The organism is Streptomyces sp. NPDC051776 (genome assembly GCF_040681345.1).
Classification (GTDB): domain Bacteria; phylum Actinomycetota; class Actinomycetes; order Streptomycetales; family Streptomycetaceae; genus Streptomyces.
The window spans coordinates 106,383-124,487 of sequence record NZ_JBFAYQ010000015.1; the positions used below are offsets into that span (position 1 = coordinate 106,383).

General features: G+C 66.1%; 16 protein-coding genes. 7 read left to right on the forward strand and 9 right to left on the reverse strand.

The features are described 5' to 3' along the window. Positions 1 to 248 precede the first annotated feature (248 nt). From AB0M26_RS14845 to eccE, 3 genes are all read right to left on the reverse strand, one after another. Positions 249 to 1,169, reverse strand: a complete 921-nt coding sequence (locus tag AB0M26_RS14845; protein ID WP_365260059.1) for a hypothetical protein — start codon at positions 1,167 to 1,169, stop codon at positions 249 to 251. 596 nt (positions 1,170 to 1,765) lie between these two features. After that, positions 1,766 to 2,485, reverse strand: a complete 720-nt coding sequence (locus AB0M26_RS14850; protein ID WP_365260160.1) for a hypothetical protein — start codon at positions 2,483 to 2,485, stop codon at positions 1,766 to 1,768. Positions 2,486 to 2,487: 2 nt separating this feature from the next. Then, on the reverse strand, positions 2,488 to 3,852 hold the full coding sequence (gene eccE, locus AB0M26_RS14855; RefSeq protein ID WP_365260062.1) for a type VII secretion protein EccE: 1,365 nt from the start codon (positions 3,850 to 3,852) through the stop codon (positions 2,488 to 2,490). 189 nt (positions 3,853 to 4,041) lie between these two features. On the opposite strand from eccE, the gene eccB reads away from it, so the two are divergent. From eccB to AB0M26_RS14890, 7 genes are all read left to right on the forward strand, one after another. Continuing rightward, entirely contained in the window at positions 4,042 to 5,559 is a 1,518-nt protein-coding gene (eccB, locus tag AB0M26_RS14860; protein WP_365260065.1) for a type VII secretion protein EccB, read from the forward strand. 68 nt (positions 5,560 to 5,627) lie between these two features. After that, the gene (gene mycP, locus AB0M26_RS14865; protein ID WP_365260163.1) at positions 5,628 to 6,827 is read left to right on the forward strand and encodes a type VII secretion-associated serine protease mycosin; all 1,200 of its coding nucleotides are present in this window, start codon (positions 5,628 to 5,630) and stop codon (positions 6,825 to 6,827) included. A 274-nt stretch (positions 6,828 to 7,101) separates the two neighbouring features. Beyond that, complete coding sequence (locus AB0M26_RS14870) at positions 7,102 to 7,578, forward strand: hypothetical protein (RefSeq protein WP_365260068.1); 477 nt, start codon at positions 7,102 to 7,104, stop codon at positions 7,576 to 7,578. A gap of 3 nt (positions 7,579 to 7,581) precedes the next feature. Continuing rightward, entirely contained in the window at positions 7,582 to 9,351 is a 1,770-nt protein-coding gene (locus tag AB0M26_RS14875) for a hypothetical protein (RefSeq protein ID WP_365260071.1), read from the forward strand. Between the two features lie 26 nt (positions 9,352 to 9,377). Beyond that, positions 9,378 to 10,631, forward strand: coding sequence for a S8 family serine peptidase (locus AB0M26_RS14880; protein ID WP_365260074.1), 1,254 nt, complete (start codon positions 9,378 to 9,380; stop codon positions 10,629 to 10,631). Positions 10,632 to 10,724: 93 nt separating this feature from the next. After that, a complete protein-coding gene (locus tag AB0M26_RS14885; RefSeq protein ID WP_365260077.1) occupies positions 10,725 to 11,084 on the forward strand; it encodes a WXG100 family type VII secretion target in 360 nt (119 codons plus the stop codon). Positions 11,085 to 11,154: 70 nt separating this feature from the next. Continuing rightward, positions 11,155 to 11,454, forward strand: coding sequence for a WXG100 family type VII secretion target (locus AB0M26_RS14890; RefSeq protein ID WP_365260080.1), 300 nt, complete (start codon positions 11,155 to 11,157; stop codon positions 11,452 to 11,454). Positions 11,455 to 11,646: 192 nt separating this feature from the next. Here AB0M26_RS14890 and AB0M26_RS14895 read toward each other — a convergent pair whose 3' ends face one another. From AB0M26_RS14895 to AB0M26_RS14920, 6 genes are all read right to left on the reverse strand, one after another. Further along, positions 11,647 to 11,955 carry a hypothetical protein gene (locus AB0M26_RS14895; RefSeq protein ID WP_365260083.1) on the reverse strand — a complete coding sequence of 103 codons (309 nt, stop codon included), beginning with the start codon at positions 11,953 to 11,955 and terminating at the stop codon, positions 11,647 to 11,649. Positions 11,956 to 12,266: 311 nt separating this feature from the next. Next, complete coding sequence (locus tag AB0M26_RS14900) at positions 12,267 to 13,517, reverse strand: helix-turn-helix domain-containing protein (protein ID WP_365260086.1); 1,251 nt, start codon at positions 13,515 to 13,517, stop codon at positions 12,267 to 12,269. A gap of 177 nt (positions 13,518 to 13,694) precedes the next feature. Continuing rightward, a complete protein-coding gene (locus AB0M26_RS14905; RefSeq protein WP_365260089.1) occupies positions 13,695 to 14,030 on the reverse strand; it encodes a hypothetical protein in 336 nt (111 codons plus the stop codon). 570 nt (positions 14,031 to 14,600) lie between these two features. Beyond that, positions 14,601 to 15,239 carry a hypothetical protein gene (locus AB0M26_RS14910; protein WP_365260092.1) on the reverse strand — a complete coding sequence of 213 codons (639 nt, stop codon included), beginning with the start codon at positions 15,237 to 15,239 and terminating at the stop codon, positions 14,601 to 14,603. A 3-nt stretch (positions 15,240 to 15,242) separates the two neighbouring features. After that, positions 15,243 to 17,528: a hypothetical protein gene (locus AB0M26_RS14915; RefSeq protein ID WP_365260095.1), complete on the reverse strand. Its 2,286-nt coding sequence runs from the start codon at positions 17,526 to 17,528 to the stop codon at positions 15,243 to 15,245. Then, complete coding sequence (locus AB0M26_RS14920; RefSeq protein WP_365260098.1) at positions 17,528 to 18,040, reverse strand: hypothetical protein; 513 nt, start codon at positions 18,038 to 18,040, stop codon at positions 17,528 to 17,530. The genes AB0M26_RS14915 and AB0M26_RS14920 overlap by 1 nt, the downstream gene beginning before the upstream one ends. Between the last annotated feature and the right edge of the window lie 65 nt (positions 18,041 to 18,105).

Here is an 18,105-nt window from a genome sequence, read left to right on the forward strand (position 1 = left end):
CACCGCGTGCACCCATCCGGCAGGGCCGTCCCCACGAGCGCGATGTCCCGTACGTCACGCGGTGCCCGCGACAGCGCTCCGGTCCCGGGAGCGCGCCGAAGTCCCGTACGAGACCTGCCGATCGAGGCCGAGAGGAGAGACGGGATCCGGTTCGCCTCGTCCGGATGTGACAAGCAGGTGTGGAAGTGGGGGTTCCGGAGAGGACTTGTCCGGGCCGGTGGTACAAAGAACCTCCGCTGGATTATTGGTCACTTGGCGGGATTCGCGCGCGATTCGCTCCACTCCGGGCAACATGCCCGGAGTTGCGGGGGAGGCTGGTCGCGCGCCGAACCCGTATGAAGAGGTATGCGCCGATGTCGCAGCCACCCCAGCCGCCCCGGCCACCCGACGAGCCGGACCGGCCGGACCAGCAGTCCCCGCCGCCACAGGGCGGCTTCGGCGCCCCACAGGAACCGGGCCCTGCATATCCGCAGCCACCCGCGCAGTCCGCGCAGGCACCTCCGGTGCCACCGCCAGCGCCGCCGCGCCCGCCAGCGCCCGCCAGCGCCCGCCGCGCCCGCCGCGCCCGCCGCGCCCGCCAGCGCCCGCCAGCGCCCGCCGCGCCCGCCGCGCCCGCCGCGCCTGCGGCTCCGCCGTCGCAGCCGCAGGCCGGCGTCCCGAACCCGTACGCCGGTCCGCCCGCCCAGGGGCAGCCGCCATACGGGCAGCCGCCGTCGGGGCAGCCGTACGGGCAGCAACCGTCGTACGGGCAGCAACCGTCGTACGGACAGCCGCCGCCGTCGGGGCAGCCGTACGGGCAGCAACCGTCGCATGGGCAGCAACCGTCGTACGGACAGCCGTACGGTGGCGATCCCCACGCCCGAGAAGGCCTCGGGTTGCACGGTCGACGGCTTCGCGGGCGGCAAGGCCCTGATGCGGGTGACCACCTGCCTGGACGACAACTCCCGTCTGGAGAAGCTCGACACTCGCACCGGCAAGGCCGAGTGGACCATGAAGACCAAGGGCGGCATGCAGGTGCGCCAGGTCTTCTCCACCGACCCCCTGGTGCTCTCGCTCGCCGACAAGAACCGCAAGTCCGCCGGGATCGTCTCCATCGCCGACGGCAAGGTCCGCGCACCCATCGACCTGGGCAAGAACACGTACCGCCCCAGTTGCGGCATGAGCGTCATCGCCAAGGACCTCAGCGCCTGCCAGGGCGTCGCCGTGGACGAGGACACGCTCTATCTGCCGACCGAGCCCAAGAAGGGCGACGGCGAGAGCTTCGGGCGGTCGAACGAGATCCACGCCTTCGACCTGGCCACCGGCAAGCGCAAGTGGACCTCCACGGCCGGCGCGGACCGCACGATGTCCCCGCTCCGCATCGAGGACGGCAAACTCCTCGCCTACCAGGAGCCGACGTACGACAAGCCGGGCGCGGTCGTCAGCATCTCCCCGACCGGAGGCACGTCGAAGCCGGTCCTGCGCAACCCGCAGGCGGCGGGCGGAAAGCGAGCGCAGTTTCTACGCCTCGATCCTCACCTACGAGGACGGCCGCTTCTTCATCGCCTCCAGCCGCGTGACGGGCGTCGGCGAGGGCCCCGAGAAGCTGATCCTGGCCTTCGGCAACTGATCACGGCCAACACCGGAAATCGATTCCCGGCGACAGAGCATCGGCCGGAGATACTGTGCTGGTCAGCTGCTCAGCTGCCGCGGCAGGCAGCCGACCAGCCGTGCTCGCGTCCCGATACTGTGGCAGGCCCTGCCGCGGCACCTCGGGAGGAGAGTCTCAGTCCACCCGGCGCGCGGAACCCAGAAGGCCCGATTCCGCGTCCGTGCCCGCCGTCATCACCCAGTGCCGGTCCCGCCCGGCACACCAGAGCGTCACGCTGTCGGCGAGGGTCGGAAGTGCCTCGGTCTCCCTGTGCGAGAGCCCAAGGATCTTGCCTACCTGAGCGGCTTCATCCGGCGAGACCCGCTGGATACCCACGAGCGAGGAACTCCTGATGAGCCGCGGGGCCACCGGGCTCAGGTAGGGGAGCAGTGTCAGCACCGACTGCCAGGGCGAGGACACCGTACGCCCCCGAGGCGGACGCATACCGCAGTCCCGCACGACCAGCACCGGACTGCCCACCGTCGCCCCCATGGGCGGAACCTTGCCCACCTCGTGCAGGGTGATGCACTCCAGACCAGCGCCGGCCGCCTGGACCAAGGTCGCCCACGCCTGTGCCCGACCGGTCTCGACCGCCACCCGCGCACCCGTCCCCGCCGTGCGAAGAGCCAGCACCTGTGCGGTCCACAGGCCGCCGATCAACAGCACCTCGTACGGCTCGGGCCGGTGCAACCCCATCAGCTGAGGTCGGCCTTCCGCGTCGTGGCCGATCACAACGCCGTCGTCGCCTACGGGCAGCGACAGGGCGCCGAGATGATCCGCGGCTACGGAATGCCCGGCATGGCGCGGTCCGAGCAGCCCCCGCAGTGCACCGATGGGCCCTGTCCCGGTGGTCATCGTCATCGGGCCCCTCCCAGCGGCAGCGTCGCCAGCACTCCCGGCAGCTGCTCACGGTCCAGTCGTACGAGACCGACCTTCGCGTAGCGCGCCGCCCCCTCCAACGCCCGCCGCGCACCGACCAGATCGTGGTCGGAGCTGCCTGTGATCCGTAGATGGCCACCCACATTCATGAACCCGTGGTGCTCACCGCGGCGCACGGTGAGGCTGAACGTGGTCGCGTACGCGGGGATCGAGGTGAGCAGGGACACCAGCCGGGGCAGTGGAGTCGCCGCACGTCCCAACTCGGGCCAGCGGCCCACGGTGTAGGTGGTGTGCCAACGGTCGTCGCAGCGCCACACGCGTGGTGTCTCGGCGGTACGCCGATGAGGCACCGCATCAGGCCGGGCCGAACGCGCGGCCAGCATCGGGTTGGCGCAGGCCGACGTCGCCATCCCGGAGTTCAACTCCTCCTGGTCCAGGACGGTCGCCCGAAACCCGGCACCCGTTATCCGGCTCGCCACATGGTCCGCCAAGCGGACCAGACAGCGCTGCGCCCCCTCGATGCCGCCGCCTCGTGCCTCGACTGCTTCCGGACACAGCTCTGGGTCCAGCTTCAGCGCCACCCAGGTCATTCGCAGCGCCGGCGCCCCGGTCTGCTCCTGCAGGGGGGCGTACGAGAGCCGGGCCACGGACTGCTGGGGCAGATGCGGAGCGGGCGCCGACCGCACCTGCTGCACGAGTTGCGCCGACTCCAGCACGATGTCGTCCACGTGCAAGGCGTTCGCCAGTATGTTCAGCGGAAGTGCGCGAGCGCCGAATACGGGGCGCAGTGCCTCACCACCCGCCTCGACCCGCACCACCGCGGTGAGAAACGTCCCGTCACCGAGCATCCCGACCGTGCGCCGGTCACGGCCGACGTACGTGTACGTGCGCAGCCCCGGCACGCACTCCACGACCGGAGCCAGCGTCGGATCCATCCCGGGCGGCGGGGGCTGGGCGGCCTGCCGCTTGCGCGCACGGAAGGCGAGGACGGTCGACACCCAATCCTGAACGGCATGTCCATGGCGGCGGATCACCGCGATGGCCACCAGCATGGAGGCGATCGCGACCGCGGGGATCAACCACAGACCACCCGGGCCGAGTCCGACGGCGGCCACGGCGAGGGCGATCTCGATGAGGACCAACTGCCGTAGCTGAAAGGGCCCGAGGCGGCTGGACAGCGACAGCGGGCGCAAGGTGGTTTTTGCGGGCACCGGGGGAGGCGGGGCGGCCGCATGGGCGCTGTGCTCGTTCCCGCGTTGCCGTCGGGACCGACGGGAGCCATTGGCGCCACCGGAGGCCCGCGCGGTAGTGCGCCCAGTGCGCTCGCCCGTCACCGTAACCATCGCGGCGTTGCCCCCCCTCGTATCCGAAGTCGCCGGCCTTTCACGGGCGTTGACCGAACGATCACCCTACCTGAGCACTGCGGGCAAGGAGCCAACAGGCATAGTAGGGGGCCGGTACGACAACAGGGGCCTGGGACTGCGAGCGGGGAGCCATCGCCCAGCGCGGACGGGGAGAGGGTCAGACGGCACATGGCATCACGGCGGGACGAACTGAACGCCCATACCTTCGCGAAGCGAAGGCTTGTGGCGCAGTTCCTGCAGCCCAATCCGACAGGAACGGAGGAAGGTGCGCCCCGCCCCTTGCGGGCGGTCGTGCCCGGGGCGATCGTCAGCGTGGTGATCCTTGCCGCCTTCGGCGCGTGGGGGATGTTCAAGCCGGTCGCACCGCAGAAGTGGGGTGCACCGGGCGAGAACGTCATCATCGCGAGCAAGTCGACAACGCGCTATGTGGTGTTGGAGACCAAGGGCAAGAGGCAGTTGCACCCTGTGCTCAACATGTCCTCGGCCAAGCTCCTGCTCAACCCGGACAAGGGCGAGGTCATCAACGTCGACGAATCCGTGCTCGACAGCGGCAAGATCCCGCACGGCGCGACGCTCGGCATTCCGTACGCCCCTGACCGCCTGCCGGAGGCGGGCGAAGCCCGCGCCGCCAAGCGCTGGGCGGTCTGCGAGCGGCCCGGCCAGGGCGGCAGGGCCATCCAGAAGGCGACCTTCGTCCTCGCCGAACGCGAGCGGAAGGAGACCGAGGGGGCCAATCGCTTGACGGGCGGCGAGCTGCTGTACGTGGAGGGGCCCGGCCCGGTCCACTATGTCGTGGATGCTGCGGGCACGGCGTACGAGGTCGACAAGGACGACGAGCTGCTGCTGCGCGTGGTGGTGGGCCAGGACCCTGTACCCCAGCGTGTGTCCGAACAATGGCTGAAGACGCTGCACAAGGGCGACGAGATCACCTTCCCGAAGATCCCTGGCGTTCCTGGTGCGGACGCGAAAGTCGGGGAGGGCTACAAGGTGGGCATGGTCCTCGAGGCACCCGCCGGCGCCAGGAAGCAGAAGTACGTGGTCCTGCCGGGCAATGTCGCGCCCGTCTCGGACTTCACCGCGAAGCTGCTCCTCGGTAGCCGGGATCTGGCGGGCCTCGGGCAGAACAGCAACGCGAAGCAGGTCAGTGCTGCCACCTTCAAGCCGGGCGAGGCATTCGGGACGGAAATGTCGTGGCCGGAGGAAGAGCCGAAGCAAGTCAACGAGACGAGCGCCGCGGCAGGCAGCCGCAACACGGTCTGCAACGTTCTGCGCGATGTGCAGCGGCGCGGCCACAACAGGGGCCGTACGACACTCAGCACCTGGGCGGGCACCGAGTTCCCCAGGCCCCTCCCGAACGGCTCCAGCAGTGCCTACGTCACACCCGGATCCGGTCAGCTCTACCGCCAGTACCAGGGTTCGAGGACCGACTCGGGCTTCCTCTTCCTGGTGACCGACACAGGTCTGCGATACGCGATGCAGTCCAATGCCGATATGGCGACGGACGATTCGGGCATCGGCCAGTCCAAGCACCAACACGAGACCGCCAGGGATGAGGCCCAGCAGGCGCAAAAGCGCCTGGGGTACAAGGACGTCGACCCGGCCGCGGTCCCGATCGAGTGGTCCACCTTCCTGCCGACCGGCCCTCGCCTGTCGACGAGTGCGGCGCGGCAGCCGCAGGGTTCGTGAGGGGCGAGCGGATGACGCACGGCACGACGGTCCGGTGTGCGTGCGCGAGGGCGGCCGCGACGGCTCTGATGGGTGTGGGCCTGGGCCTTCCGCTGATGGCCGCGACACCGGCATCCGCGGATACCCCGGACCAGTGCACCTTCCCGGGGAAGACCTACGAGGGCCGCCCCTGGGCGCTGCAGCGCCTGTTGCTCGACGAGCTGTGGAAGCAGTCCACGGGCAAGGGCGTACGTGTCGCCGTCATCGACACGGGCGTGGACATCAAGAACAGGCAGCTCATCCCCAATGTGGACGTGCAGAGCGGCCGTAACTTCCTCCCGCCGAAGGACGACAAGGGCAGCAGGATCGAGCGCGGCAAGCCGGACGGCACGACGGACACAGTCGGCCACGGCACCAAGATCGCCGGCACCATCGCCGCTCGCCCGGCGAAGGGAACGGGGTTCGTGGGCCTGGCCCCGGACGCCAAGATCATCCCGATCAAGCAGAATGACGCCGAGGGGCACGGCGACGCGAAGAGCCTCGCCCGGGCGATCCGCTACGCCGTCGACGAAGCGCGCGCGGACGTCATCAACATCTCTCAGGACACGGCGAACGCGGTAAAGCCGGACCCTGCGCTGAAGTTGGCTGTTGACGCTGCCCTCCGGAAGGAGGTGGTAGTGGTGGCCTCCGCCGGCAACGACGGCCTGGGCGGCAACGTCAAGGAGACGTACCCCGCTTCGTACGACGGGGTCCTGGCGGTCGCCGCATCGGACCGCAACAACGAACGCGCCCCCTTCTCACAGTCGGGCGAGTTCGTGGGCGTCGCGGCCCCCGGCGTCGACATGATCTCGACCGTGCCCGGAGGCGGCCATTGCGCCGACAACGGCACCAGCTTCTCGGCCCCATACGCCGCCGGGGTCGCCGCCCTGATCAAGGCCAAGCACCCCGACTGGACGCAGAAGCAGATCGTGGCCCAGATCCAGCAGACCGCGGAACGCTCGATCGCCGGCCACGACCGCCTGGTCGGCTGGGGAGTCGTCGACCCGGTCCGAGCCCTGACGGAGGACGACAAGCCGATCGAGAAGCCGGTGGCGAGAGAAGGCGCAACTGTGGCCGAGCCGCCGACCCCGGCCGAACTCCAGCTGGGGGAGACTGCGGAGGAGCGGAACGCGCGCCTGGGGACGTGCGTGGTCGTGGGCGGCGCCGTGCTGGTGGCTGCGATCTCGGGCGGGGCGGTGGCGGTTCGCGACACGCGGCGCCGGGCGAACCGGATCGCGGGGGGTTCGTGACTTCGGCGCCGGGCGAACCGGATCGCGGGGGAGCGGCGCGGGTGAGAGGCCGATCATTGCAAAGGCGGAGGGCGGCGAAGAAGTGGAACCGCTGAGGCGGCGCGAGGCTGCCTCGACACGCGAAGTGCACTGACACGGAAGCCAGTTGGACCTGTCATAGGCAGTGGCTAGGGTGGTATTCACGCGATCGATGGTGCTCGCGTTGTGGCTATTTCGATCGCAACATCTTGAAGCCGCAACATCTTGAAACGGGGTACGGGGAGGGGCGGGCATCGTGCTCGATGCAGGTGGCGGCGGGTTCGGGGGCTCGACGGCCGGGAGCGATCTCGAGCGCGGCGTCGGTGCGCTGAAGCGGTTCCAGAAACATGTGAATGGACTGCTGAAGGAGTTCGAGCACGGGCCGGGCGGCAGTACGAAGGTTGACGCCCAGAGGGTTACTCGTGCCGCGTTCAGCGGCTCCAACGTCCCCTTCGCAGAGGCGGACGGCTTCTTCACGCAGTACAACCGCGTCCACTCCGAACTCGTCCGGCTCTCCAGGTTCCTCGGGGATCAGATCGAGATGCTGAGCATCGCCGTGCACGGCGCGGAGGTCGGCTTCGACAACCTGGAAGAGGAGCAGCGGCGGCGATTCCACTCAATCCAGGCGCGCCTCGACCGGGATCAGGAGCAGCGCGAGCGCGAGGAGCAGGCGAAGCACGCCAAGCCTGAAACTCCGAACACCAATGACAAGACTTCTGAGTCGGGGTGGTAAGCCATGACTGACGAGAAGAAGCCCGAGCTCGCCCCCGAGGAAAACGCCCGCCTGTACGAACAGCAGCAGCGCGCTGCCCGGGACGGCGTCGTCGCTCAGTTCGGCGCGACCGACGCCGTCGAGACGTCCGCGACGCTGATGGACCGGATCGGCTTCGGAGGCGGTAGCGGCCCGGGCGGTTTCCGCGGTCGGACGGACTTCGAAAATCACAAGCTCAACGCGATGCTCGACCTCCTGGAGGACTCCAAACCATCGGACCTGGAGCAGGCGGGCGAGGCGCTGGAAAAGGCCACCACCGAGCTCAACAAGGCCGCGAAGGAGCTCGACGACTACGTCTCGAAGGTCGAGTGGAAAGGCGAGGCGGCCGAGGAGTTCCGCCGGTTTGGCAAGGCACTCGCCCAGCACGCCTGGGACATCGGCACCTTCGCGAATACGGCCGGCGCGCAGATGAAGGTTGCGAGCACCGGCCTGAGTTCAGTGATCAACTCCAGGCCGCGCAAGCGCGATGACCGCGCCGACCAGAAGCGCCCCGAGGACTTCCCGCCCTCGGAGCGCAAGCAGGACAACCCGGAATACGCCAAGGCCGTAAGGGTGGAGGCGGACCGCCAGGAGGCCATCAACCAGATGAACCGCCTGGCGTCCTTCTACGCGGTGTCGGAGGAGACGCTGGCGGCACAGGAGCCGCCGAACTTCCCGAAGTCGCTCAAGGCGAATGTGCCTCAGCCTTCGTCCGCTGGGCCGACTTCGCGGGCAACCTCGGCATCTGCAGACTCCTCGAGCGATGTTGCCGGACATGAATTCACGGAGCACGCGCACGTTGGTGATACAAGTGGCGCCCCGGGGACCGAATCTCAGGGCGCGATGCCGTCTGTGCCGGAGCGGAATGCGTCGATGCAGATCGACAGTGTCGCAACACCCCCGGCAGCCACCACGGGTGCCACCCCAGCTCCCACCACCACCGGCGTATCGGGTCCGACGAACAATCAGGCTCCGCCGATCACGAGCCCCTTCATCAATCCGGTGCAAGGCGGCGCACCTCGTCCGACGAACACCTCGGGTGTGTCGAGGGTGGGTGGCTCCCGTCCCGTTGGCCGCACGCAAAACGCTGGCAGCAGCTCCCCAACTGCAGGCCGTGCAGGGGCTACTGGCGGCACCTCGCCAACCGCTGGCCGCTCCGGGGCACCCGTCGGTCGCGCAAGAACCGTTGGAAGCGGTCCTACAGCTGGGCGTGTGGGACCAGTCGGTGCCGCAGGCCAAACCCCCATAGGGGGAAGGCCTGTTGCAGCAGGTCAGTCGGCGACAGGCCGAGCAGGCACGGGTGCACCCGCTACTCCTAGCGCCGGCCGTGTGGGCGGAGTCGTCGGAGGCACGCCGCAGCGTGCAGCAGCCAACCCCTCCGGGTCCCGTATCCCGCGAGGCACCGTTATTGGCGCCGAGGGAGCGACGCCGGGGCGTGCCCAAAGCGCCAGGCCCAGCCAGGCCGGGGTCATCGGTGCAAACTCCGCGGCTGGCACACCACGAAACACTGGGCGTGGCACACCCAGCACGAACGGAGTTGTCGGTACCCCGCGGGGCGGATCCGCCGGTCCCCGGCCCGGGTCGGGAGCGTTCACAGCGGGCGGATCAGGCCTTGTGGGCGGTCGTAGGGGCCGTGGCCAGTCCGAGGACAAGGAGCACGAGATCACGAACTCGGCACGCCCTGACTACCTGACGGAAGACGAAGAGACATGGGCGGTCCGACGACGTGGGACAGTACCGCCGGTGGTCGACTAAACGATACGGAAGGTTCGAAAGCCAGGATGACGGCAGGAATGGGCCAGGCCCACAAGCGCAGTGAGCAGAAGACCCGACGGGGCTTGCTGTGCACGCTCGCCATGGTCGGTGCTTGGACCATCGGCGCCGCCGGCATCGCTCCGGCCGCAGTCGCGGCGGACGTACAGTCGAAGCAGTGGTACCTGGATGCGATGCACGTCGAGGACATGTGGAAGTTCGCCACTGGCAACGGCATCAAGGTCGCTGTTGTCGATGGGGGCGTCAATCCGTCCACGCCTTCCTTGAAGGGCCAGGTCTCGCCGGGCGTCGACGCAGCGGGCATCTCGGGTGATGAGACTGATGACCGCGACGGCCACGGGACAACCATGGCCGAGCTCATCGCCGGAACAGGGAAGGGCGGCGGTCTGAGGGGACTCGCGCCCGGCGCCAAGATCATCCCAATCCGCACGCTCACCGCGGAGATGCAGAAGAAGGAAGCCCCCGACAGACTCCACACCGTTGACAAGGCCATCCGTGCCGCCGCTGACAGCGACGCAAAGGTAATCAATCTTTCGCTTGGTCAGGACGGTTGGGATGACGACACCAAAGCCGCGGTCAAGTATGCAGCGAACAAGGGGAAGTTGATGTTCGCAAGCGTGGGCAATGAGGCCGAGGAACTGAATTACGTCGACTATCCGGCCGCGTACCCGGATGTGGTTGGTGTCGCAGCGGCTGATTCGGACGGCAATGTCGGGAAGTTCTCGGAGCACGGCAACGATGTTGACCTGGCCGCGCCGGGACTGAGTATTCCCTCCTGGTGCGATGAGTCCTTCCAGAAGTACTGCGATGCCCAGGGAACCAGCCAAGCTTCTGCTATCGCTTCTGCCTCCGCCGCCCTCGTCTGGTCCGCCCACCCGGACTGGACGGCGAACCAAGTCCTTCGCGCCCTGTTTGACACCGCCGGCCGGGACTGGAAAGACGGCACCCGCAGCAACTACCTCGGCCACGGCCTGATCCGCCCGCGCGAGATCATCGTCAACGGCAAGGGCAAGCCCGGCGATCCCAATATCAGCCCCCTGACCAACGAGAAGACCTCCGGTTCGTCCAGTTCGACCGACCCCTCTGCATCAACGTCGTCACAAGGCTCCAAGGACAAGGTCAGTGACGACACGGTCGCGGCAAGCCCCAGCGAGAAGACTGACGACAACGGGCAGTTGGGCGTGATTCTGGGCGGAGCCGCAGCCGCGGTCGTCCTCGCGGTCATGGCCTTCGCGGTAGTCCGCAAGCGCCGCAGCGCCTGACCCCGCGAACTCCACAACCACCGGCCACTGCGGCCCATGAGTCGGTCGGAAGAACACCGACCGGGCAGGAACACGAGAGAGGAAGACCGCCACATGGCAGTCCAGAAGGTAAATGACGTTGCCCTCAAGGGGCTGCAAGGCCAGCTCACCGAGTCCTTCAACGACGTCAAGCAGCAGCTGCACAGGCTGCAGGCGACGATCGACAGCCTGGAAGGCAAGTGGCAGGGCATCGGCGCCGGCGCGTTCAACCACAAGCAGACCGAGATCAACAACCGCATGGTGAGCATCGGCAAGACGCTGCTCAAGTTCCAGGAAGCCATCGAGGCTGCCCGCACCATCAAGGGCAACACCGAGGACGAGGTCGAAGCGGCGCTGCGAGGCGTCGACGTGGCCGGAGGCTACGCGGGTGACGCTGCTACGGAGAAGGCGTACTCGAACCTCAACAAGTACTGACGGGCGCCGCCTTTCAGTACTCCGCAGTCAGCAAGCAACGCCCACATCCGACCACTAGTTGGAGGACCTCATGGCACAAAACGACGGGACGATGGTCGTCACTTATGCGAGCCTCGACCAGGCCGCTGGTGACATCAAGGCTCAGGCAGATGCTCTCAACCGGAGCCTCGAAGCCATCCAGGCAAAGATCCGCTCGGTCGCCGACCTTTGGGAAGGCGAGGCCAGGGACGCGTACAACCAGGCCCAGGCCAAGTGGGACCAGGACGCCAGCGCCATCCACACCGCACTCACCCAGATCTCGCGAGCGGTGCAGGACGCTGCCCCGGCCTACAAGGGTGGCGACCACAAGGCCGCGCAGAACTTCATGTAGCAGGCGGGACTCTGCACGCAGGCAGAGGGGGTGGGCACGCACGGGAGGTGCCCACCCTCTGCCATGCTCCGCCACGGCGCAGAGGTTTGTGGTGAGCCCGTCGGCGCTCGAGACTGTTGTGGAGGTCGAACGAATCTCCGAGCCCGCGGTGTTCTAGCTGTTCGGCCGTGTATGTGTCGCACCGGGATCCCGTCAGTATTGGTCGAAGGCGGTCTGGCGGGGACTCTGCAGACGCGCTCCGCGACTGTGAGCGATTCGCAAGCCATCGCGAAGGGCCTCGCTCAACCTGTCGCCCAGGAACCGGAGTTGCTCCTTGGAGGCGGAGCTGTCACCGAGCAACGATTCCGCATGGTCGAGCAGATCCGCGCCCATCCCGAGCTGGATGGCCTCCACCTGATCGGCCAGACGAGAGACGTATCCGCTTCCGTCCGTCGAGACGAAGCACGGCTTGCCCTCGGGACCCGGCCAGGGGAGCAAGCGCATGTAGTGAGTTGATGACATCAGACGGCCACCTGAACGTCCTGTACGGGATGAGTGCGGGCGACACAGACCCCCGCTAGGCCCAGTGACCCCCAGCGTCGTAAGGCAAGCTGCATTCGCCGCAAAGCGGCAGGCGGAATACGGACGTGCGAGGGCGGCAGGTGCTGCAGCACTGGCTCGGTCAGCTCAACGATACGGTCACTCATGTCGACCTGCTCCAGGTTGGCCATGCCCCGGGCCCTTGACAGTGGTCGCGGGGGTCTGCGCGGTCAGGTATCGAAGACCGTAGGGCTCCTGAGACAGGGGAAGGGGCACACTTTGTGTCCCTTGATTCAAGCGGCCAAGGTGCCGATCTTTGCGGCCAGTTCGCTCGCTCGGCGTCGCTGAGCCGGGTTTTTCGACTCGGCCTCTTCAAGCAGGATGCGCCGGGCGTATCCGTTGTAGCGGATCGTCTCCGGTGCGGCTTCGTACGCCTTGCCCAGAGAGGCCAGGGCTGCCTCAGCCTGCCCGTCGAGCTGGTAGGCGCGCGCCTCCTCGATGCGGTGCCGGGCACGCCGAGGACGGGATGGGATGGTCGCAGCTTCGGCCGCCGCTGCCTGCCGTACGCTTTCGCCGCCAGCACGCAGCTCCACGGCGATCGTGACTGCGTGGGCGCCCATGACAGCCTGGGAGAACGACGTCACGGGGTGGTAGTAGTCGGCAGGCAACCGGTCAGCCATGGCTTTCGCGGTATCCCAGTGCCGCCAAGCCGTACCGACGTCTCCTCGTCGGGCGGCCGTATACCCGACCTCATACTGCAGGGCGCCTGCGAGGGCCAGCAGGTCGTCGCCGGCGCTCGGCAGCAGGGGCTCCAGGAAGCGGAGGGTCGACACGCTTACCGCGTCGGCGGCATCGAAGTGCCCATGTCCGCTGTCCCGGTGAGCCTGTCCCGCCAGCCACGCGGCTACGCCGATGGTGTGGGCGTCCTCGGACTCCTGCGCGGCGATCAGGCTGCGCTCCACAACTCGCCAAAGCAACGACGGGTCGGGCTGATAGGCGAGAAAGAACTGGCTCAGGCTGTAGGCCTCCGAGAGCCGAGCTTGCGCTGTACGCCGTGCGCTGACCGACTCTGCCTGCAACACAGCAACTTGTGCGTCTCGGATGAGGTCCGGCAGCAGTGCGCCGATGACTTCGCGGTGATTGGGTGAGGTATGCCGGGCGCGCCAGGCCCGGACAAGTCGCTCGCGCAGGTGGGCTGCAGGCGCTGCCTCCCGCTCGGTGGGCAGCGGAAACTTATCAATCGCCGCCTGTACGTGCGCCAGGCGCGGGTGGCCTGGGCCCGTGAACAAGTCGACGGCCATGGACTGATCCCCGGTGAGCTCCGCAAGGTCAGGTACTCGGAGGGCCTCCGCGATGCGCAGGACGACAGGCAACTTGGGCATCTGAAGGCGGCCGCCCTCGACCTGCTTGACCCAGCTCGGGGACTTGCCCACCAGGCCGGCGAGGACGCTACGGGTCATTCCGCGGCGGGTCCGCAGAATCTGCATGCGTTGGCCGAAGGCGATCGGCTCGACGTACGGGTCGGAGGAAGTATCAGACGGCACGGCGTTGCCCTTCTCTGCGCGACTGACTCGCGTCTCAGGGTACGGGGGAGGGGCTGTGCCAGCGGATCCATGAGCGAAGTCGGCATTGTGACGGAGCGCTGCGCTGCGGAACTTGCGGAGGACGAACCTCGGCCGACCGCTGGGAGTTCGCTCGTCGGGGGTGTCGGATTGCTGGCGTTAGCTACTGTCCAGGCTCGCCGATGGGACCTCGCCCTTTTGCGCTTGGCGCGCGCGTTCCACGAAAACAGCGGCGAGATCCTTGATCAGGGAGTCCGTGAGGGTGACGTTGGGCCCGGCAGCGGCCGCGATCTCCAGGATGACGCTACCTACTCGCATCTCGGCAAGCACGGCCTTCGAGTCATCCTCGAAGCTGGAGCCGAGTCCGACCCAGGCATCACGGTTGTCACCGATCTTGCCGAGGTCCAACTTCTTGGGTTCCCCCAGCTTCTCCTTGTAGGTGTCGACGTAATCACCGTAGGCCGCTTCCGCAGCCTCCTCGTCGGAGTAGGACACAGCAAAGAACGTGACTTGCGGCTTCCGGCTTCCCATGAAATTCGACATCCCAGTGAAGCTGGCACCGTGGCAGGAGTGGGGTGTTTCATCGAAACATGCGGGAAACCGTATCGACTTGGCCTTCTTAAGGGAGTATGCCCTGGGAACGTCCGTGCTCTTCAAGCCCGGTACGGTCTTCGCGTCCGGGAGTATCGCCTTGGTCTGCTGCAGACTAAGGGTCTCGGAATCGCTCCCGTTCCCGCTGCAGCCAAGGGGAAGAGCCAGGGCGGCACAGGTAGCGGCGATGCTCATGTTTAGGCGGTCAGGTGGTCTTGGCAATGGTTTCCTTTGGCTTGCTAAGTCGCCGCAACAGGGGGGGGACGTCAGTCCCCGCTTCTCGCGGCTCGTGATGTGGAAGGCTCAGTAGTTTGAGTCGCGAACTGAGTCTCGGCGGCCCCCTGCTACCTCGAAAGCGAGAGGGACGGCGATTGCTGCAGCACTAGTCGGAATCACAACAGCCGCGCCTACGCCTGCGGCTGTTCCGAATGACGGCCTCCGCGGCGAAGTTGCGCCGCAGGGGCGCCCTATGGCTCAGGATCCATTGGACAATTTTGCTGGCAAGCCGCACCGAGCCTTCCGGTGGGCGAAATCGCTCACTCCAAGTGCCAAGTCCATCAAGCCCCTGCGTGTCTCGGTGTCGCTGGACTCGCCATGCTCTTTGAGCTCGACGATCACGCTGAGATTGTAGGCCCCGCCAGGGATTTGTCCTGCAGGCGCACAGGGTACGAAGATGGCAGCCATCGTGGGCGTGGTCACGCCCTTGTCGCCTGCCGCGAAGGATTCTAGGTCCTGCACACCAGTCTTGTACCCCAGGACCTCACTTCTGACCCAACCCTCTGCCGGCTCGGCTCGCATCATCTGGACCCGCGCACTGAGAATTGTCCTTTCTCCACCATTGACGAAGCAAGACGAGGTGTAGCTTCTGTCCTCTTGACCTACTCGTGTCCCGGGCGTGTCATCGAATGAATAGTGGGAGTCGACTGGGAGCACTTTCTTGAGCGCTGAGACTGCATTCTGCGAGGAGCCCAATGACGCGCATGCGTCATTCGCATTGATGGAGCCTTGCTGCGCGAAGGGCGGGATCTTCAGCAGGTAGGCTGCGCCCGCGATGAGCCCGACTAGTGTCAGGGCTGCGACCGGGATGATGATTCTCTTGCGCGTGGCGAACATTGATCAGCCTTCCTTTTCGAGCTGCCTCGGGACGCCTTGCCCATCAAAAGCATCGCTGACATTCGTCTTCGCATTGTTGAATCCCTGCTCAGCCGCTGTCGCGGTAGCTGCAACGATGAGCGGGTGGGGGTTCTCGGCGCTCTCTGCAGCCTTCTTGGATGCGTTTTCAACGAGTATGTATGTGGATTCCTTGGTGCCATCCATCTCTTGGCCGTTACGGTAGATGACCTCGTCTGAGCTGTCCTTCGTGAGGCCGTCGGTGATGGCTCCGATGATTTCATCCGCTGCCGTGCCGGCCACGCCTCCGGCCACAATGCCACCTGGCCCAACAAAGGGAGCGGTTCCTAGGCCAATTCCGATGCCAACGGCGGTGCCACCCCAGGTGCTGGCATGCTCCAAGACAGAATTGTAATCTTCGTCCTTGGCTCCCCCCTCCAACTCGCCCTCGTACGCGCGACCTGCTGCGATGGTTCCTTCGACTTCGCCCGCCACTCTCGCGATATCTTCGATTGCCTTTTTCAGATTCTCGCTGTTAGTTGATGCCGGGTCGACCACATAGGCATCGGGGTGTCGGAAGTGGTATTCCATTAGAGATGTGGTGTAGCTGTGTTGGCCGAGATTCACTGCAGCGTAACCGTCCGGGTCTTGCCCCACGCTGTAGAGGAATCTGGTGATGTCGTTCTCACCCAGCTTTGCTGCAGATCCTGCGACGGGGAACAACTTATCCTCATACTCCTCACCCGGGTGCAATCCTCGGTGAATATCAGGCATGTACTCTGCGGATATTTGACCGAGACTGTCTGACATGAAACGGTGATCGGTGAGGCGCTTTGGGTCCTCCGAAACCGACTTGACGATGTCCTCGAATAGCTTGGCCTGCTGCGCGTTGTGCGCCGGTGTATCAGCCGTGGGCATCTCGCCTGCCGGGTGACCCGTCGTCGCCGCTTCCAGGGCCAATGCCAGGTTGTTCCGACCGGTGTTGCTCTCGTCGCCCTCGTTGTTCATCTCCGGAGGCCAGTCACGCTCCTCGAAGAGGTAGTCGAAGTTGCTGAGGGTTCGGCGCCCCTCCTTGCCGTCATTGTCGGTGTCGTGTGTGAAGTCGTGGTCCTCGTTCTTCGACACGAACGTGTCGTTGAAGAACTCGGTGGCCGCGTCGGGGCTGTTCGACAAGCCCTTCAGATACCCGGTCATCGGGTCCCAGCCGGAGTCGCTGCCTGTGCGGTTGAGGTTGTGGTTGAAGTCCGAGCCCACGCGACGCCAGGCGCCATGGCGACCGTTGTCCGTGAACTTCTTCTCGGTCTCCATGAGCTTGTGGCCGTACTCCTTGAGAAACCCGTCGCTGTAGTCGCCCCAACGCATCAGGTTGCTCATGACCTGGACACCTAAAAGGCCGCCGCTGCGGCCGACCGGCTTGTCACCCAGGTCTACCACCTGGCGGGTCCAGTCCGTCATGGCTGCGCTGTTGCTCTGCGTGGCGTTGGCGAGCGTGAGACTCAGATTCTTCTGCAGGTCGTCGAACTGGTCGTGCCTCTCCCGGCCCAGTTCGGGATTCACTTGGGACTGATTGATATTGGCCCAGAAGTCGAGCGTTCCCTTGGCGCCGAGCTTGCTGGCGAAGCGCTCCGCGAAGAGGTCGTCGTTCGCGTACTTCTTGAGGCCGGCGTTGAGCCTGTCGAATTCGGCGGTGCTCAGATCTTCCGGATCCTTCTTCGCCAGTTTCGACAGCTCATCGGCTTCCTTGGCAGCCGCGGCCGCGGCATCCCGGTCCTTGTAATTGGCGTCGGAAAATCCGAGTCTGCTCTGGTTTGCGATCGCCTGCAGGACCGCGTTGGCGGAGGTGTCGCTCTCGGTGGCGTCGCTGAGGATCTTCTGGATTTCGTCGCGAACCGCAGTGACCTTGCTGTCGCTGACGTCCGAGGATTTGGCTCCCCTGACCGTGAACCCTCTGTTACTGCCGGAGATGACTTCGATGTGGTCGTTCTGAGCGCGACCGATCGCCTCTGTGAGCTTGGTGTGGTAGTTCTTCAGCTCGTCGCGGGTATCACGCAGGATGTTCCGGATGGTGGTGGCCTGCGTGTGGGCGTCATCGAATTCGCCGGCAGTCTTGCCGATGAACTCCTTGGAGACCGTGGCGTTCACACCGGTCCAGTTGGCCTTGTTGGCCGCGCCCTTGAGACCTTCCCGGGCCGACTTCTCCAGCTTCTCGAGATTGTTGACCAAAGTCGACCAGTCGGTGACGGCCTCGTCCAGGAGCTTGAAGTTGGCGTGGCGGAGAGCGTCGAGGTCCATCAGTCATCCTTCTTCTTGCTCGGCTCGCCGTATACCGGGTTCTTCTTGCCTGGTTTCCCGACTCGTTCATCGAAGCCTGCATCGAGCGTGTCGATGCTGCTCATGTGCCGGCGGATGTAGTGATCGTCGTTCTGATGCAGCTTCTTGGTGACGCGCATGTGATTCGAGATGTGTGCTGTCGCGTCCATGAGGGACTTGAGCTGTTCTTCCCAACGGGTCACCACGTGCTGGAGCCCGCCGCCCAGGGCGAAGCCCTGCGTTGAGAGGTCCTGTGCAGCCTTGTCGCTACTGGAATCCGCGACGCGCGCCTCGCTCCACAGCCGGTCGTACAGCTTGTGTGCATGATCACCGATCTTGGCGAGGTCGGTCTGATTGACCGTAAGGTCGCCGTACTGGCTGGGATCGGCTGTTCTGCCCGAGCCATCGCCGGGATCCAGTTGATTCAGCTGCATCTGCGTCGACCTCTTCTCGGCCGCCGCAGACTTCAGTTGCTCCCACTCATCCCACGCCATCAGCGGTTCCTCCCCCGTCAGGTGCCTTGTATGGACACGGTCATGCAACTTAGTGAAGTGCTTCG

Excerpts from the sequence above, each read along its gene's own strand:
- AB0M26_RS14845 (WP_365260059.1), bottom strand. The coding sequence starts at position 1,169 with ATGACGCTCATGCCGCAACTGGGGCGGTACGTGTTCTTGCCCAGGTCG.
- AB0M26_RS14850 (WP_365260160.1), bottom strand. The coding sequence starts at position 2,485 with ATGACCACCGGGACAGGGCCCATCGGTGCACTGCGGGGGCTGCTCGGA.
- eccE (WP_365260062.1), bottom strand. The coding sequence starts at position 3,852 with ATGGTTACGGTGACGGGCGAGCGCACTGGGCGCACTACCGCGCGGGCC.
- eccB (WP_365260065.1), top strand. The coding sequence starts at position 4,042 with ATGGCATCACGGCGGGACGAACTGAACGCCCATACCTTCGCGAAGCGA.
- mycP (WP_365260163.1), top strand. The coding sequence starts at position 5,628 with ATGGGTGTGGGCCTGGGCCTTCCGCTGATGGCCGCGACACCGGCATCC.
- AB0M26_RS14875 (WP_365260071.1), top strand. The coding sequence starts at position 7,582 with ATGACTGACGAGAAGAAGCCCGAGCTCGCCCCCGAGGAAAACGCCCGC.
- AB0M26_RS14880 (WP_365260074.1), top strand. The coding sequence starts at position 9,378 with ATGACGGCAGGAATGGGCCAGGCCCACAAGCGCAGTGAGCAGAAGACC.
- AB0M26_RS14885 (WP_365260077.1), top strand. The coding sequence starts at position 10,725 with ATGGCAGTCCAGAAGGTAAATGACGTTGCCCTCAAGGGGCTGCAAGGC.
- AB0M26_RS14890 (WP_365260080.1), top strand. The coding sequence starts at position 11,155 with ATGGCACAAAACGACGGGACGATGGTCGTCACTTATGCGAGCCTCGAC.
- AB0M26_RS14895 (WP_365260083.1), bottom strand. The coding sequence starts at position 11,955 with ATGTCATCAACTCACTACATGCGCTTGCTCCCCTGGCCGGGTCCCGAG.
- AB0M26_RS14910 (WP_365260092.1), bottom strand. The coding sequence starts at position 15,239 with ATGTTCGCCACGCGCAAGAGAATCATCATCCCGGTCGCAGCCCTGACA.
- AB0M26_RS14915 (WP_365260095.1), bottom strand. The coding sequence starts at position 17,528 with ATGGACCTCGACGCTCTCCGCCACGCCAACTTCAAGCTCCTGGACGAG.
- AB0M26_RS14920 (WP_365260098.1), bottom strand. The coding sequence starts at position 18,040 with ATGGCGTGGGATGAGTGGGAGCAACTGAAGTCTGCGGCGGCCGAGAAG.